Source organism: Tsuneonella sp. HG249 (genome assembly GCF_053819205.1).
Genome location: NZ_JBSOQY010000003.1, coordinates 12,721 through 28,687 on the forward strand (window position 1 = coordinate 12,721; position 15,967 = coordinate 28,687).

Sequence of the window (15,967 nt, forward strand, 5' to 3'; positions counted from 1 at the left end):
TTTCCGGCGTGCCGCGCCTCGAGCGGGGGCCGCGTGGAAGGAAGGATGATGCCAAGAGATGAAGGGCCGGAGTCATTTCTTACCTAATTCGCGAAGTTGCCGGAGCCGTCTTCCATCGTCAGCGAGTACGATGCGCCGGGAATGCCGAGGCTGATGAGCCCCGCGAGGAAAAGCGGCCGGAAGCCGAGGTTGTCGATGCGGACGGTGACGACCGGAGCCACGTCGGGCCCGTTGGGGTCTCCCGAGTAGCCGAGGCCGGACCAGGCGTATTCGACGGTCACATCCCGCGGACCAAGGCGCGGTTGGATCTGGTTCATCCGGATGACCAAGTTATTGAATGCGGTCTGGGCAGAGGCGTCGATAGCGGTGCTGAACGGACATGCGGTGACGCAAGTGCACGACAGGGTGCCTGAGGGCGCGCTACAAGTGACGGTCGGGAAGTTGGCCTGCGGAACTGGGAGCCCTTGGCTCACAATCCCGTTGATCGCGTAGCTATAGCATTGCAGGCCGGCAGTGGCCGCGCCGACCACGCTGCAACCGATCTGCCCCCCGGGGATTATGTCGGTAGCAACAGCCCATCGCGCGCCGATTTGCGCTGCTTTCTCGTTCTCGTTGACGAACCAGATAAAGCGACCCACATCGAAAATGCCGAGCAAGAACAGCAGAAAGGGCGGCAAGGCTAGTGCAAACTCCGCCGCGGAGGCGGCGTGGGTGTCCTTGGCGAGCCGGGCGAGGAGGGAGCGCATCGTCACAAGCCCATCACGGCGGCTTGGGCCTGGGCGCGAACGACGGCGCCACTGGTATCGAATCCGAGAGTGCCGAGGATCGAAGGATACGGTACCGTCGTCGCAACGAGGACTCGAGGGGCGGTGCCCCTGGTCTGATACAGGCCCGTGTTGCGGGTTCCATCGCAGCTGACCGTGACTGAAATGTCGGCCGCGTCCCAGCCGCTGACCCGTACGAAGCCCCCGCCTGGACGTCCGCTAAGCGTCACATTTTCGATGTCTTGCTCGACGGCGCTCACGGCACGCAGACCCGCTGCGGCCGGCGCATTCAGGTTGGGACCACAGGCGGTGTAATAATCGAACGGCAAGCGAGCTGCATACCGTGCGCCGTCACGTACGCCCTTGATGACCTTGTGCTCGGTAAGCAGGTAATTGCCTGCCTCGAAGCTGCCGAACATCAACGCCATCACCATCGGCAGGCACAACGCGAGTTCCGCTGCGGCTGCACCCGATTGACCGAGGATTAGGCGCCGAACGGCCGTCATTGGATGAGGTACGGCACGTCGCGCCGTATCGCCTGAGATACCGCTCCGTTATCGCCACCCAGCCGCGCTTTACGTATCACCTCGATGTAGATCATATTGCGGTCGCGGCCATTAGCCACTTCGTTCGAATCGTCGACGACGGGCTCGACCAGAAACACGTCGGCCCATTCGTCAATCTCGACGATGCGGGAGCCGCCCCGCAGTTCGTCGCAATTGCTCACGATCGCAACCGTCAATACCCGCCGGTCGACATCACTCGTCCCCGGAACGCAGGTATTGGGCGGTCGCTGGTTAGTTGAGGTTGGAAAGACGTAGCTGTTTTCGATCTCCCAAAGGTACACCTCGTACCGGCTCATGTCGTAGCTCGGCGGAGTGATCCCCGGATGGTTCTTGTCGAAATAGTCCTGGATCGCCCAGGTGCCATCGCCGAAGCGGTTCTTCTCGTCGTTCGTGGATGTGGCACTGAATGTGATGCCGTTCTGCAGACGGCATTCTCGGTTGTAGGAGTTGTAGTGGCACATGTCGCGCCCGTACCCCATTACCAAAGGTGTGCCGGAAGCGTTGAAGGTACTCGTGCTGCTGTCGCCCGATGTCCACGCGCGGGGACGGAAGCGCTCCGCCTCTGCAGGCAGTTCCCAGGCATTGTTCGCCAGGCGGCACTGGTTGGCGTTGGGGGTGGTACGGGTATTGATCACGTCTTTCACGACGTTACGCGCGGGTGGGCAAGAGCCGGTCTCGCATGGGGAGAGCACGCCTCCACCGCCGGGCAGGATATCGAAGCGGGTGTTGACGGCTTCGTAGAGCACTTGCGCGTTGCCGGTCTCGGGATCGGTGCCCTCGTCGACCTGGACGCAATCGAGATTCGTGTTCACGAACGCCAGCGCCTTGGCAAGGTCGGCGGTCTGTCCGCTGCCCACTTCGAGAAAGCCGAAGTCGCCCGGGGCCCAGGTATTGGCTCCACCGGCCTTGCCGGTAGCCTTGATGCCGATGCCCCTGCGGTTGTCGGCGTCGAAAGGGATGGACGGGTCTGGCGAGCAAATCATCAAAGGCGGCACCCGGCAGATTGCCGAGCCGACCCCGGCAAGCGCGCGAGCCTGCAAGTCGCCTGAGCCCGTGAAGTTCGCCATGATTGGCGTCAGCGCATAGAACGCCTCGCGCGGGTCGACGTGAACTTCGACAAAGCGGGCGTTCGCGTCGGAGGTGGCCGCGGTAACCTTGTCCTTGTCCTGATAGAACCGGATGGTTCCGGTCGCATCGCAGGCGGTTTCCCCCGTCACTGTGACCTGGTTGCCCCCGCCGTCGTTGGACAGCATCGTGAGGTTGCGGAGCAGGCCGACAGCCGCACTCGACGCCCTCGCACAGGCGCCCGTGGATCGGTCAAGCTGGGTCGCGGCAGCCAGCGCGGCCTGGTCGGCCGCGTTCTGGAGCTCGCTGTCAAGCGAGGCCATGCGGCTGTAGTCGTAGCCGACCCCCGCGACCACGATCAGCCCCATCAGCGCGATCGCGTAGGTCGCGGCTACCGCGCCGCTGTCATCCCGCCATGGGTTACCCGGCCGCCAGCTCATCGCGCACCCCTCAGTTCGGTCCCGAGGAGCTGGTGCTGCTGGTGCGCACGGGCTGCTTCACCGCGTCCTTGCGATAGCGCTCGGCGGCCTGGCCCGCGTGCTCGCCGCTGGTGGGCGGGTTGAGCGTGTCGTACTGCGGATCGGGATCGATCACCTGCGCCGCCATCGTCATTCGGTTCGCGTCGCCGAAGTTGGAGGCGGGCGGACCGGGGTAGTTGTGCGTGCACGCGGCCATCGTGGGCAACAGCGCGGCGAGCGCGATCAGGCGCAGCTTAGTAGTCATATCCGTCCCCTTGCTGTGCCGGCGCTGCGGCCGTGTTGGCCGCGGGCAGTTCGGCGGCGGCCACTGGCGGCAGCGCCGCTTCGGGCGGCAGCGCGCCTTCGACTGGCGCGAGCGGCAGCGGGCGATAGCTGTCGCCGGTGGTATACACGTCGGTCGGCAGCGGATCGGCCACGCGGTCGGTCGGCAGGCGTACCTGGTTCGGCCGGATCGGCGCGACGAGCCGCGGCGTGACGATGATCAGCAGCTCGGTCTCGCCCTTCTGGAAGCTCGAGGAGCGGAACAGCGCGCCGATGATCGGGATGTTGCCCAGCAGCGGGAGCTGGCGGACGGTGGTCTGGAAGTCGCTGCGCAGCAGCCCGGCGATGGCGAAGCTTTCGCCGTCGCGCAGTTCCACTGTGGTGCTCGCCCGTCGGGTCTGCAGGCCCGGCACGGAGAGGCCGTTGACGGTGACCGAAGCGCTGGCGTCGATCGAGCTCACTTCGGGCTCGACGATCAGGCTGATCACCTTGTCGCTCAGCACGGTGGGGGTGAAGCCGAGGCTCACCCCGAACGGCTTGAACTCGACTGTGATCGTGTTTCCACCCCCTCCGCCACCGCTGCTCGATTGGGCGACGGGAATGGGGAACTCGCCACCCGCAAGGAACGACGCACGCTCGCCCGACAGCGCGACGAGGGTCGGCTCGGCTAGCAGCTTGGCGAGACCTTTGCGCTCGAGCACCTCAAGCGTCGCGTCGATGTTGAGCGAGCCGATGCTGAATGCCTTGCTGAATACCCCGAAGACGTCGCTGATCGCTCCGAGCGAGAGCCCGTCCTCAGCGTCGAGCGAAGCCCCCTCGCCAATGGCGCCGCGGAAAGTGCCATTGTTGGAAATGCCGAAGCCGCTCACGCCGAGCCGCTCGCCCATCTGGCGATTGATCTCGGCGAACTTGACCTCGAGCATCACCTGCTGGCTGCCGCCGACCTGGATCATGTTGATCACCGCGTCGCCGGCATAGGCCTTGGCGATCTGCGCAGCGCGGGCTGCGGCGCCGGCGTCGTTGACGAGACCGGTGAGCACGAGGTTGCCCGCGGAGATCCGTGCGTCGATCGGCTGGTCGGGCACCAACTCGGCGATCTGCGTGCGCAGCCCTTCGACGTCGGGACCGACCTCGATGTCCATCACCGCGATCACGCGGTTGGTGCGGTCGTAGAGGGTAAGGCTGGTGGTGCCGAATTTCTTGCCCAGGACATAGACCGAGCGTTCGGAGATCGGCAGCACGTCGGCTACTTCGGCGTTGCCGACCATCGCGCGGGCGATCGGGCGGTCGGCGGAAACGACCTGGCTCTTGTTGACCGGCACTTCGATCGTGCCGGCGTGGATAGCGTCTTGCGCGAACGCCGGGGCGGCGGTCATGCCGGCCCCCGCGAGCGCCAGCGCGGCGAGCGCTGTGTAAACGGTTTTCATCGCGGACCCCCCAGGTTGCCGACTTGATAGCTCGTCGGCTCCGTCCCCCTTACCACCGTCATGGCCGGCCCGACTTGTATGGGCGCGACATTAACATTCGTTGATGGCGGGTTGATCGAGGCGAGCACCGGCGCGCGCGGCGCGCTGTAGCTGGCACCCCCGCCACCACCGCCACCGCGGTTCTTCGCGCCGATCACGATGCGCGGCACGCCGAGCTGGCGGCTGGTCACCGTCCGGGCAACGCGTTCGGCCGGCGCGCCCTCGGTGGCGAACTCCGGCTCGACCTTGCGCAGTGTGAGATAAATCTGTCCCATGCGGCCGGCGATTGCGAGCCGCGCCGCGTCGGTCGGTGTCACCGCAACCGTCGCGGTGCGACCGGTCTTGGGGTTGCCTTCCTTGTCGTTGGCGAGCTGGTCAATCGCCAGGACCTGCACATTTTCGAGGATGGTGTCCGCGCGCTGATCCTGTGCGTCGGCACCGTCACCCTCGATTTGCCTGAGAAGCATGACGTCGACCATCGTGCCGGGCAATACGAAGCCCGAGACGCCGCGAACGTCGTCGATAGCGATCGAGATCGCTCGGAAGCCATCCGGAAGAAGGGCAGCGAGCGTCGCGCGCCCATCGGTACCGCTGACTTTGGTTCGGAGCACCGGCTCGCCGGTCACAATCGGGCGTAACGCCACACGATTGTCCTTCAGCGCTTCCGGAATCGAGGTGAACGCCCCCTCGGGAACCGACTGCGCTGGAAAGTTCGCGAGCTTGATGTTTTGCTGCGTGAGAGGGTCGCCGAAATCCATCGGCTGATTTGCCACGACGATGCGAACGAGCTTCTGCTGCTCGGCCAACGCGGCCTGCCGTTCTTCTACGCCAGAGAAGTAAGAATTAGCAAAAATGACGGCAACGATGCCAATAAATAACGCTACTGCCACGAGCACTAGGTTTCGGCTTGGCATTGTCGGCCCCCCAAACTTCAACATCGACTAAAGTGACCAACCCGCCGCGAGTAGATCGCGGCGGGTCGATGCATGGTGTTAGGCGCAGGTGTCCGAAGGCGACCAGCTGGTCGAGACACCCTTATTGGTCGTGCTCTTGTTGCACTGATCCACGTCGTTAGCGGCACCACCGATGGCGGCCGTGACGTTGTTGCCGAGCACGAGGGCAGCGGCACCGATGCCGACGCCGACGATGGCGATGATCAGCGCGTATTCGGCAGCCGAGGCGCCGGATTCGTCAGCGACGAAAGTCTTCAGGAAGTTCTTCATGGTCGTAATTCCCCATCATCCGCGGCTCCTGGATGGTGGAGACGCGTATTGTCGAAAAGGCTCCGGAACTCGTTCCCGGTAAGCCAGTCCAAACGGCTGGTGATGATCGGACCCGGTTATCGCTTTATATCATCGGCGGAGCCGGGCTTGTGCCCGATCGATCGCCAACCCTTCGAAACCGTTGCCATTTTCCCGTTAGAGGGGAACTTCGGCAAGACAAAAACGTTAGTGCAAAATTAACTCGGCTTTACAAAAACTTAATAGTTCGCAATGTTACCCGATAAGGTTAATGCGGCGGAAATGCCACAGGCACCCTTCGCGAATCACATTGATTCGCCTGGAACGTCCCCGTGGGTAACACGGTTAACCGAATTGACCGCCATGAATTGACGCGCGTTATATGCAGTCGGTCGCGAGCAAACGAGGTGCCGGTGCGCGAAATCTGGTTGCGCTATGTCGATCGGCTCCGCCGCCGCAGCGAGCGGCTTCCTCCCATGTTGAGCCGTCTCACCACCGCATTGGCGATCGCCTGGGCCGGGTTGTTCGTGATGCTCGCCTCGTTTCGCGTGCTCGCGTCCCCGCCTGCCTCCTCGACGCTTGAGATCTTCCAGCTCATGGCGGTCTATGCGACGATTGGGCTGGCGCCGCTGGCCGGCTACCGGCTCGCCCGTCACAGTTTCTCGCGCGATCCAGGCGCTGAGCCAGTAGCCTGGCGCCTGCCCGTGCCTGGCCGCTGGCGCGCGCTGAGCTTGGCAGAGGCGCGCCGGCATCCGCTGTTCGGCCCCGCCGGGTTCATGGCCTCGCTACTGGTCGGCCTCCTACTCAACGTCGTTCTACGCAGCTTCGAGTTCCTGTTCGCGATGCCAGCGCTCGGCGCCAGCGCGCCGCCATGGGGCGAGCGAATGTTCCTGCTGATGGCGGCCGACGTCGCGCTGATGGGCTTCCTCTACATGGCCTGCTTCGCGATGGCGCTGCGCAGCGTGCCATTGTTCCCCCGGATGCTCGGCTTCGTCTGGGTGCTCGATGTGTTCGTCCAGCTATTCATTGCCCACAGCCTCGGGGCGATGCCGGGAATGCCGCTTGATGTGGCCCAGCCACTGAGCGTGCTGCTCGACGGTAACATCAAGAAAGTGCTGATCAGCGCGCTGGTATGGTTGCCTTATCTACTGCTGTCGAACCGGGTGAACGTGACATATCGCCACCGTGAATGGTCAGGCCGCCTTTGCCCACCCGAAAGCCCCAATCGGTAATCCGGCCAGCGAACCACCAAATCAGCAACCCGGCGACGAGTGAAAACAGACCATCGGAGAGGTAATGCCAGCCAAGATGAACCGAACCTATTAATATTGCGACAGTAAATAAGGCCGTAAACCATTTGAGCCACAACTTCCCGTGATAGTGAAAAGCCATGAGAAATCCGAGGAAAGAGATCGCAACGTGCACTGATGGCATTGCCGATATGCCAACGCCAAGCTTGGTTGTACCTCGATTTTCCTGCAAATACTCGATGGCGTAAACTGCGCCCAAATAATCTCGCTGGTGGGCGTCAAGTAACGCGGCGCTTAGTTCCGCGAAATGCTGCGAATGGAAAAAGGCCCCGTAAAACACGGGCCCGACCGAGGCCATCGCAGTTGCCAGAACTATGCCCAGAAGGAACCAACAGAGATGGAACGCAATGGCGCTCCTGACCTGAAACCGAGGATCGCGAGTGAACGCGATCACGCCGGTCATAATTACGACGTATGTGACCCAAAGAATATAGACGCGATCAATCGCTATAAGGAACCATCCCGGCAAAAGTGCGTGCGATAACCGCCACGCATCTGTTCCTAGTAAAAAAATATCGATTTGAACCAACAGGGGATCGAGATAGTAGGAATTTATCTCCGAAATGGAAGATTTAAGGACTGTGAACGATTTCGTCATCATTAGGTATCCGCCGAGGATCAACAATCCCCTTATTATCCAATCGGCGCGGAATCGCATGAGTCGCATGAGAACCAGCGCCGGCTGGTTTGAGCATTTGCGAATTAATTGGACCACGACGATACCCAGCCAAATGAGAGGTATCAAAAACCAGCCAGGCAATAGTGCTGTGATGTCGCCAAAGGCGTAAAGCTCCGCGAAGGACTCATCGAACACCAAGCTACCGACGAAGGTTGCCGCGGCAATTTCGAGGATGTGCAAACCGATCAGAATCACAAACGCTACCCCATGTCCGCGAAAAAGCGACCGGGGCTCAATTGGCTTCGGTTGAAGGTTCGAGACGCATGCCGGTATGGACGCGTCTGAACCTTCGTCTTTCGCCTTCGCCATATCAGAAATCCCCCGTTCTCCGATTGATGCCCTGACCGTTTAGTGCACAGTTAAGCGGCTGGCCGTAGAGAAGGAAGACAATCAAGCTCATGCGTAGCGGCAGGCTTTGGATCCTCACCAGTCAGATTGCACTTACCAGTGCCCCACCCCTGTTTGCCGCATCAACGTTCCGTCTCCACCCCCGCCCGAGCGATTATCTCGGTTTCGCGGTCCCGATCCTTATCGCTGAGGCACTCGTCATAGCGACTGCCGTGCGATCTGGCATGCGACCAATTTCGGCACTCCTCCGCCTAAGCAAGTCGGCACAGGTCGCTACTCTCGCCTGGTTGGTCGCCATTACATACGCTTCTTTCTTTGCCGCCCCCCATTCCGAGGCGGCGCAGATATTCCTTGTTATTTTCCTCTGCCATGGACTTTTTGCGCTTGCGCTTGACGACAGATTGGGCGTCTATCCAAGCAAATATAATACGATACTATTATTGTCACTCGGCTGGGGAGCGTTGCTCTATTGCATACTCACTTATCTACTTCTTTTGTTAGTGCGAGAAGCAGGTGACTTCGATTGGCTACACCTGGGAATTGGTGTCAGCAATGTCCGCCAGCTGGCATTCTACGGTCTTACGTCAGCTGCAATCGGAGCAGGGTTGGGTACATTACCCGCCACCTTGCAGCGTAGAAAGAAGGTCCGAAACTTTGCGTTCGTGGCGGCGGGGAGCGGGATGTGCATTTGGAGTGGAGGCCGCGCAGCCGTAGGGGCGCTCGTTCTTAGTTTCTGCTTTGCGATCTTTATGGCTAAGCCAACGGAACGGGCGCGCGTCGCTCGAGGGATCCTTTCAGCGCTCCTGGCCGGAATAGCTGTCTCGCTCATCTGGTTGCCCCATGAAGCCTATGGCCTTCCACGTCTCTTGAATGCAGCTCAATCGGCGAAGGACGGGTTCAATGGCTTCGCGTCCAATCGCATTGTTATGTGGCAAGAGACGTTGGCCGCGTTCGCAGACCGGCCGCTGTTGGGGTACGGAATGGGCCAGTTCAAGTTCATCGTACCCAGTGCAGTTCGCACTTTTACCCACCCGCATAACTCCGTCCTCCAGTTCCTCTTTCAATGGGGACTCGTCGGAACGGCCGCCGTGCTGATCATGTGGCGCCCGGCGTTTAAGGCATTTGGCAGCGTCCTGCGCGATCGGGAGAATGTGGCTGGAAATGTGGCGGCGACACTTCTCGTGGCCCACTTCGCCATGTCGCTGCTGGAGGGTAACCTGTTCCACACTTACCCGATTTCTATAGTGATAATGGCGCTCGTGATCCTGCGGAATTCAATCTCGAGCCCTCTGAGCGTTCCGGACCGGCACCGTGAGGCCGCCGGCTGATCAGGCGGCTTTCTACAATCATTAGCGCGATGGGTGCCCTATGTGGTCCGCATGGAAAAAGAGCCGGACAAGACTCCCGAGGCCAAGGCTCGCGAGGATGCGCGCAAGCGCCGCACCGGGATGAAGGATACTTTCGGCCGCGACCTGCCCGCCTTGCGGGAGAAGTTTCCCGGCTGACCGATTAGGACCCAATCCGTTTTCCTACATCGCGGCCATCTGCCATGCCGTTCGGATGTCCGCCCGTCACGACTTCCCGCCCGCAATGCGTCGCTAATGGCGGCCGCAAAAGCGCGCCGCGCCGGAGGTGGAATTCTTCCCTCTGAAAAGTGTGCCAACTGTGCCAAGTCCAACAAGCACGCGGGGGCCGGGCATCGTTATCGCTCCACTTGCCAGCGGCGAATCGTCTCGTGCAGCAGCCGCCGGTCGGCTACGTCGTGCGACCAGCTCGTGCTGAACGAGGGGTCGTCGGACAGCGGGCGCTTGCCGGCTTCGAGGAAATCGACCTCCACCCGCATCGGCACCGGCACGCCTTCTCCGCTGATGATGCATTCGCGGTTGCGCAAGCTGCCGACCGCGCCGGCGAGGCTGCGCGCGCCTTCGGTCAGCGCGGCGACGAGGTGGTCCTGGTCGGCCTGGTTGTTGAGCCGCAGCGAGATCAGCGTGCCGCATTGCGACAGCGCGGTGTCCGACAGCTCCGACGGGCGCTGGCTGACGAGGCCGAGGCAGACGCCGTACTTGCGCCCTTCGCGCGCGACGCGCTCGAGCTGGCGGCGGACCGAGCGGGTCGCCTCGCTCTCGTGCGCGGGGAGGTAGCGGTGCGCTTCCTCGCAGACGAGCAAGATCGGCGCGCGGGTGTCACGCGGGGACCAGATCGCGTAGTCGAGGATCAGCCGGGTGAGCGTGGCGACGACGACGTTGACGATCTCGGTCGGTACACCCGCGAGGTCGAGGATGGAGATCGGCTTGCCATTGTTGGGAATGCGCAGCACGTCGCCCAGGAGCTGCTCGAGCGAGGCGCCCGCGTGCTCGGGGTTGAAGATGAAGCCGTAGCGCCGGTCGTGGAAGAACTGCTCGATGGTGAGCCGCAGGTGGGTGTAGCGTGAAGCGTCGGCGAGCTTTTCCAGCCGGCCGGCCTCGTCCTCCAGCGCGTCGGTCAGGTCCTTGTACTGGTAGGACACCGGGGTGTCGGCGGTGATCCGGCCCGGCGCCTCGGCATGGATGTTGCGCTGGCGCGCGCGGAGCAGGACCTTGGCCATGATGTTGGCGTCGACCGTCCGCTCGTCGCCCGAGGCGATGAACGCCTCGCAGTGCTCGTCGAGGTTCATCGCCCAATAGGGCAGGACGAGGTTGCCCACGTCCCACACCTGCGCCCGGTCGCCGAACGCATGGGCGTACTCGCCGTGGGGGTCGAAAATGACCACGTGCCCGTGCCCCGCCTGCTCGACGATCCGGTCGAGCAGCAGCGAGACGGTGGTCGATTTGCCCGCGCCGCTCGAGCCGACGATGGCGAAGTGGCGGCTCAGCAGCTGGTCGAACAGGACCGGCGCCCGCACGCCGCGGGTGGGGTAGACGGTGCCGAACTGGATGTGCGGCGCGTCGGGCGGGGCGAAGATGACGGCGAGCTCGGGCTCAGTCGCGAAGTGGGCGGTGTCGCCCGGCTGCGGGAAGGCCGACACGCCGCGGCGGAAGCCCGCCAGCGCGCCGGCGGCATCGTGGACGCCTTCGCCGATGTACTCGAGCTCGGCGAGCGCGTGGCCCGCGTCGCCCTCGATCCGGGCGAGCTCGACGAGGCCGCAGAATACCGCCCTGCCTTGCACCGCGACGCGCACGATCGCCCCGACCGAGGTGTTGTCGGCCTCGTCCGCGCTGCCCGCGCGGATCTCCGCCAGCCGGGCGATGTCGACCAGACACAGCGCCTTCGTCCCGTCCGTGCCGACAACGCGACCGACTTCTGCTTGATCCCCAGCCATTATGCTTCCGCCCCCTTGTTCGTTCACCTTTTTAGGCCGGCATAGCCCGTTCCATTATCGTCGGTGTGTTCTTCCAGTTGAGTCAACTTCTATTCGGCGACAAGTTCGGGGCGATATGCCCGCCATTCTCCTCAAGAATACCGCGGACCACATCCGGGCTCCTGTCACATGTCGCTGGGTCAACCGCGATGAAGACCTTCCCCGACTCGATCTCCATTTCGTAGAAGGGGATTGCTTTTCCATCGACATCAATGTCGGTGAGCATGCGGGCGATACCGCCGCCCGACGCGCCCAGAGCGCCCCCCACCGCGCCGATGGTTCCTATCGCCTGCGCGGCGATCGCCCCACCGGCAGCGACAAGTCCCAGTCCTGGGATCGTGAGCATGCTTATCCCGAATATAGCACCCGCGAGCCCAGCGCCTGCACTCACCGCTGCGACGCTCATCTTCGAGTGGCCGAGGGGTTCGTTATGCTTAGACTGGATAAATTGGCCTGCCCGCCACAGTATCGATATGGAACGCGGATTGACCCCGGCTTTCTCCAACTCCCTGAATCCCCGCGCCGCGGCGTGCGGGGTGGCAAAGACCGCGGTCATTTCGCTTCGCTGCCGCTGAAGGAGAACCGTCCGGGCGTGCTCGAAGGAACGGGCAAATGCCTCGCGGTCGCGGGCGGTGCGAAAGATGGCGCGCAGTCCCGAAGACCGGTGCAGCTTGTTGATGCTAGGCGATCCAGGATTTTGAAACAGCGTGCGCAACAGCATCTGCACGGTGGTCGGCCGGAGTTCCTGATTGGTGCCCCGGTTGATCCACACGAGATCCAACGGCCTCGGGCTCCCCTTTGGAAGATAGTTGAGCGCAGGCAATTCCTCAGCCTTGAGGACGAACGCTTCAATACTGCTCACCGCGGCGGCCATTTGCGCATGTTAGCGCGGATCGATCAGCGAGGATTGGCCGAATCAGACTCAGGGCTCAAAACGGAACGCTTCTCTTCCCACTGATTACCAATGAAGGCAGCAAGGTTTCGTTGGCAGGCATGGAAGCGGTCGAGCGAGATCGCGTCGCGCAATCTCAGCGGACGGGATCCGGTGCCGGGGCGGAAACTCAATCCGCGAGAACCCAAATGGCCATGAGATAAGAACCCAGTAGAATTGCCGCGATCACCCATATTTCCCAGTAGGAGGCCGGGCTGCGCTTCGGATCGGACTCATCTCGTTTCACAATCGGTGCTTCCTCAAAACGAAAGATCGAGCTTGATGGACGGCTCGGGCGGCACCTCGCATGAGCTGGCAGGACAAGGGCTAGAACTGCCGATCGCGGATGCTGGTACCCGATGTCACACTGTACTTTGCAACCGTATCGTAAGGAAGCACCTGCTGCCAGGATGCCCCCGGATAGAGTCTCTTGGCGGGGAGAGCCTGGCATTCGCTGCCCAGCGCGTTGCACTGCTCGCCCTGGAAGACTTCGCGGGACGTATTCCCCTCATTGCGAAGCGTCAGATTCCGGCCCGACCTTACCGCCACGACATCGCCGTGGACCGCATTCGGCCTCACGATCACGAGCGCATCGTAGCCGATGAAGACCTTGAGGGCATCGGTTGTCGCCGAAATAGGCCCGGCGACCGGCTTGACCGCCAACCTGAACACGCGGTCGGAATTCGGGTCCTCGCCCACGAACGCGATCCGGATGTTGCGGCGCTCGCCGGGCTCCAGGATCATACGCCGGGGCGATGCAAGGATGCCTGAGACTTGTGGATCGTCGGCGTGGACCCGTGTCTCTGCCTCGCTACCCGCATTCAACACCTCGAACGGCTCCACGGAGATGTAGGCTCGCTCGCTTCCGTTATTCCAGGCTTCGATGTCTTCCCGCGGATGGTCGGCCGACAGGTCAACGATGACCTGGCTAAGGACCAATTCGGCTCGGGCCGCATTGTCCTCAAGCGCGATCACGCCGAGGAACAGCGCAACGGCGGCGTATAAATGGTGCTTCACCTATGGTCTCCGACAACTGACAGTTTTGCGACTTCGAGAGCCGTATGCGTTGTACCAGGCTGACCGCAGCAACTTACCGCACCCAACCGCACGACTTTCTCGGTCGCATCGATCAGGGGAATTGAAAGCGGGAAAGTCGCACCTCCGGCGGTCGCCACCGTCAAATCGCTCCCCAAGGAAGTTTCGATCTGGAAATATCCGTTGTCATCAGTCTCTGCCCAGGCTGCATCACCGGTGATTGAAGCGTGGGCAACGGGCTGGCCCTCAGGCGTAAGCAACTGGCCAAACAGGATGCTCACAGGCGTGGTAGTCCAGTCGAGCTTAGTGACGCTACCGGGATAGAGCACGACCCGACGCGAGGCGCTATCGTAGCTCACGAGAGACCCACCGACCGAACGAATTCGCAGGTCGTACTGCCGGTATGCCGGGAGTGCGAGTTTCAGCAGTCCTTCTCCGGCGACCTCACCCGCCACCTGGTCATTGACCAGGACTTCGAACCTGTCCTGTTCGGTCGCACCGCGCAGCTGCGCGACCACTACGCTTTCAGAGGTGGTACGACCCGCCAAGGTCGCCACGCCCGCGCCTGCTATCAACGTGCTCTGGAGCCCCACGCTGTATTGATTCGAGGCCGAAGCTCCGGTGTCGTTGCGGACGAAATCTCCCACGACCGAGGCGAGCGGATGGCGCAAGTCGGCCGACAAGATTGCGTTTCGTTCGCTGGGTTGCCTTTCATAACCGGCCCCAAGGGCGAGCTCGCTTTGCCCCAACGCAGCGGTCAACCCTCCCTGGAATGCCGACTGGTATCCGCTACCGCGGCTGTCGCCGGCGATGGACGAATGGCGCGCGCCGCCGCTTGAACTGAATTGCGTGCGGGCGCCTGCAAAGCGCACCGCAAGCCCGGCGAAGGCAGCCTGCCCCTGGTCGGTTGCGGTTACCTCTGACCGCAGCGCAACCGACAGTGGGCCCTTGCGCAGCACATCCCATTCGATCGACGGACCAATACTATAGCGCAGACCCTCACCCTCGGCTTGCCGGAGCGCCAGGGTTCCCAGCAGCCTCAGGTTTGCATGGGCATAGGAAATCACCCCGCTGGCCTGTGTGTAGTTTCGCTGAGCATATTCGTCCGTCCCAAGCGCAGAGTTCGAGCCGAGCGTGAGAGGGGACGTGGACCGGGCAAGTGCGCCGCTAAAGCGGCGAACGTCGAAATTGAAATTGAGCGGCGAAACCCCGCTGGACGTGACCTGGAAGAGACCTCCGGTATTCCCGCTTCCGTCAATGAAAGCCGCGGCGCGAAAGCTGGCAAATGACGCAAGAAAGATCGCGCCGAGCTGTGCCGAAAGGTCCCAATCCACGGATTGCGCAATGCCTTCCAGTGCCCAACGGTCGCTTAGCCGGTGGGCGACGGCGGCTTGAACATAGGTCTGACCCGATGGAGCAAGTGCGCTTTGCGAGCCATCTTTGGTCAGCATGCCGCCAAACGCGTAAAAGTCCGTCCGGCCCATAGAGGGTACGCGCAGGTTCTTGGAAAAGAGACGCCGCTCTTCGCGCGCCGGCCCGGCGGGCTCCTGCACCCGCAGGACAATGTCGTATGACCCGTAAGGCAGGCTCGATGTCTCGATGCGCTGGTTGCCCGCTTCGTAGATCGCCGAGTGGACAACTCGCCCATCGACCAGAACATCGACGCGCGAGCGGCGATCGAGAAAGGCAATAAGCGGGCTGCCAATTAGCTCGTCTCTGTCGAGCCTCGTGTCGATCTGCGATTGAATCCCGAGGCCCACGACCCGGTTGCGCCCGCCGAAGTCGCCGCCGGGCGCCCGAAGCGCACCTGCCAGATAACGCACCCCGGGCTGGTCCCACTCCAAGGTAAGCTCGGGCACCTCGAACCCCTGACCGGTCGCGTAAGTCAAAGTGCTGCGCACCCGCTTGTCGCCGCTTCCGACAATGAACGCGTTCTGGACGGCGTGGTAATCCAGCCCCGGACCGGACTGGCCCGAAAACACTGCACCGAACGTGTTCATCATGGTCAGGCCATCGCTTGATGCCTCGAGAAAAGTTTCGTTCTGGCTGTCGGCGTCGAGGAACCGCGGGTTGACGAAGACATCGACCCGGAAGGCGCTCCGATCGAGGATGACGCCCGCCACGTCGGGGCTAAGCCTTCCGCATTCTACTGGATTGCCCGTCTGTCCGCATACGAGATTTGAATTGGCGGGCAGGCCCGGCGTCGCCAATACCGCAACGACTTTGGTGGGGTCGGTGACCTTCGGAAGGAGGGCAAAGACTTTGTCCGGGTCCACAAACGTGACCGAACCGGGTTGGGCAAGAATCCTCGTTTCGCCGATCCGTACTCCGCCGAAGTAGACGTCAACGAGCATGTCCTGCGTGCGGGACAAGGTCTCGAACCCGGCGGGCTCGGCGATACTGATGACAGTGTCGGCATCTTTGGCCTGCGCCGGTGCTGCCAGCACTCCCGACGCCAGCGCGGAGAAGCACATGGCCGTTAGCG

At 62.4% G+C, this 15,967-nt stretch carries 15 protein-coding genes; 3 read left to right on the top strand and 12 right to left on the bottom strand.

The annotated features are described in order from the left end of the window. Window positions 1-83: 83 nt before the first annotated feature. Genes ACWPM1_RS13030 through ACWPM1_RS13060 form a run of 7 tightly spaced genes read right to left on the bottom strand, consistent with a single transcriptional unit; the run spans window position 84 to window position 5,824 of the window. Window positions 84-746, bottom strand: coding sequence for a TadE/TadG family type IV pilus assembly protein (locus ACWPM1_RS13030; protein ID WP_455695336.1), 663 nt, complete (start codon window positions 744-746; stop codon window positions 84-86). Window positions 747-748: 2 nt separating this feature from the next. Next, a complete protein-coding gene (locus ACWPM1_RS13035; RefSeq protein WP_455695337.1) occupies window positions 749-1,270 on the bottom strand; it encodes a TadE/TadG family type IV pilus assembly protein in 522 nt (173 codons plus the stop codon). Beyond that, window positions 1,267-2,835 (bottom strand): pilus assembly protein TadG-related protein, encoded by a 1,569-nt coding sequence (locus ACWPM1_RS13040; protein ID WP_455695338.1) that lies wholly within the window; start codon window positions 2,833-2,835, stop codon window positions 1,267-1,269. Before ACWPM1_RS13040 ends, ACWPM1_RS13035 begins: the two co-directional genes overlap by 4 nt. A 10-nt stretch (window positions 2,836-2,845) precedes the next feature. Further along, a complete protein-coding gene (locus tag ACWPM1_RS13045) occupies window positions 2,846-3,118 on the bottom strand; it encodes a hypothetical protein (RefSeq protein ID WP_455695339.1) in 273 nt (90 codons plus the stop codon). Continuing rightward, a complete protein-coding gene (locus ACWPM1_RS13050) occupies window positions 3,108-4,562 on the bottom strand; it encodes a type II and III secretion system protein family protein (RefSeq protein WP_455695340.1) in 1,455 nt (484 codons plus the stop codon). Before ACWPM1_RS13050 ends, ACWPM1_RS13045 begins: the two co-directional genes overlap by 11 nt. Further along, a complete protein-coding gene (cpaB, locus tag ACWPM1_RS13055) occupies window positions 4,559-5,539 on the bottom strand; it encodes a Flp pilus assembly protein CpaB (protein ID WP_455695341.1) in 981 nt (326 codons plus the stop codon). The genes ACWPM1_RS13050 and cpaB overlap by 4 nt, the downstream gene beginning before the upstream one ends. Before the next feature lie 54 nt (window positions 5,540-5,593). Then, window positions 5,594-5,824, bottom strand: a complete 231-nt coding sequence (locus ACWPM1_RS13060; protein WP_455695342.1) for a Flp family type IVb pilin — start codon at window positions 5,822-5,824, stop codon at window positions 5,594-5,596. 431 nt (window positions 5,825-6,255) lie between these two features. Here ACWPM1_RS13060 and ACWPM1_RS13065 point away from each other — a divergent pair, with 431 nt between their 5' ends. Further along, window positions 6,256-7,074, top strand: a complete 819-nt coding sequence (locus ACWPM1_RS13065) for a DUF2569 domain-containing protein (RefSeq protein WP_455695343.1) — start codon at window positions 6,256-6,258, stop codon at window positions 7,072-7,074. Here the strand turns inward: ACWPM1_RS13065 and ACWPM1_RS13070 are convergent. Further along, window positions 6,962-8,140, bottom strand: coding sequence for a phosphatase PAP2 family protein (locus tag ACWPM1_RS13070; protein WP_455695344.1), 1,179 nt, complete (start codon window positions 8,138-8,140; stop codon window positions 6,962-6,964). The two genes, ACWPM1_RS13065 and ACWPM1_RS13070, sit on opposite strands and share 113 nt — an antisense overlap. Window positions 8,141-8,466: 326 nt before the next feature. Here ACWPM1_RS13070 and ACWPM1_RS13075 point away from each other — a divergent pair, with 326 nt between their 5' ends. Continuing rightward, complete coding sequence (locus tag ACWPM1_RS13075) at window positions 8,467-9,507, top strand: O-antigen ligase family protein (protein ID WP_455695345.1); 1,041 nt, start codon at window positions 8,467-8,469, stop codon at window positions 9,505-9,507. A 51-nt stretch (window positions 9,508-9,558) separates the two neighbouring features. Further along, window positions 9,559-9,684 (top strand): hypothetical protein, encoded by a 126-nt coding sequence (locus ACWPM1_RS13080; protein WP_455695346.1) that lies wholly within the window; start codon window positions 9,559-9,561, stop codon window positions 9,682-9,684. Window positions 9,685-9,881: 197 nt separating this feature from the next. Here ACWPM1_RS13080 and ACWPM1_RS13085 read toward each other — a convergent pair whose 3' ends face one another. From ACWPM1_RS13085 to ACWPM1_RS13100, 4 genes are all read right to left on the bottom strand, one after another. Further along, window positions 9,882-11,477, bottom strand: a complete 1,596-nt coding sequence (locus tag ACWPM1_RS13085; protein WP_455695347.1) for an ATP-binding protein — start codon at window positions 11,475-11,477, stop codon at window positions 9,882-9,884. 82 nt (window positions 11,478-11,559) lie between these two features. Continuing rightward, the gene (locus ACWPM1_RS13090; protein ID WP_455695348.1) at window positions 11,560-12,390 is read right to left on the bottom strand and encodes a hypothetical protein; all 831 of its coding nucleotides are present in this window, start codon (window positions 12,388-12,390) and stop codon (window positions 11,560-11,562) included. Window positions 12,391-12,774: 384 nt separating this feature from the next. Then, the gene (locus ACWPM1_RS13095) at window positions 12,775-13,464 is read right to left on the bottom strand and encodes a hypothetical protein (RefSeq protein WP_455695349.1); all 690 of its coding nucleotides are present in this window, start codon (window positions 13,462-13,464) and stop codon (window positions 12,775-12,777) included. Beyond that, window positions 13,461-15,956 (bottom strand): TcfC E-set like domain-containing protein, encoded by a 2,496-nt coding sequence (locus ACWPM1_RS13100; RefSeq protein WP_455695350.1) that lies wholly within the window; start codon window positions 15,954-15,956, stop codon window positions 13,461-13,463. Before ACWPM1_RS13100 ends, ACWPM1_RS13095 begins: the two co-directional genes overlap by 4 nt. Window positions 15,957-15,967 lie beyond the last annotated feature (11 nt).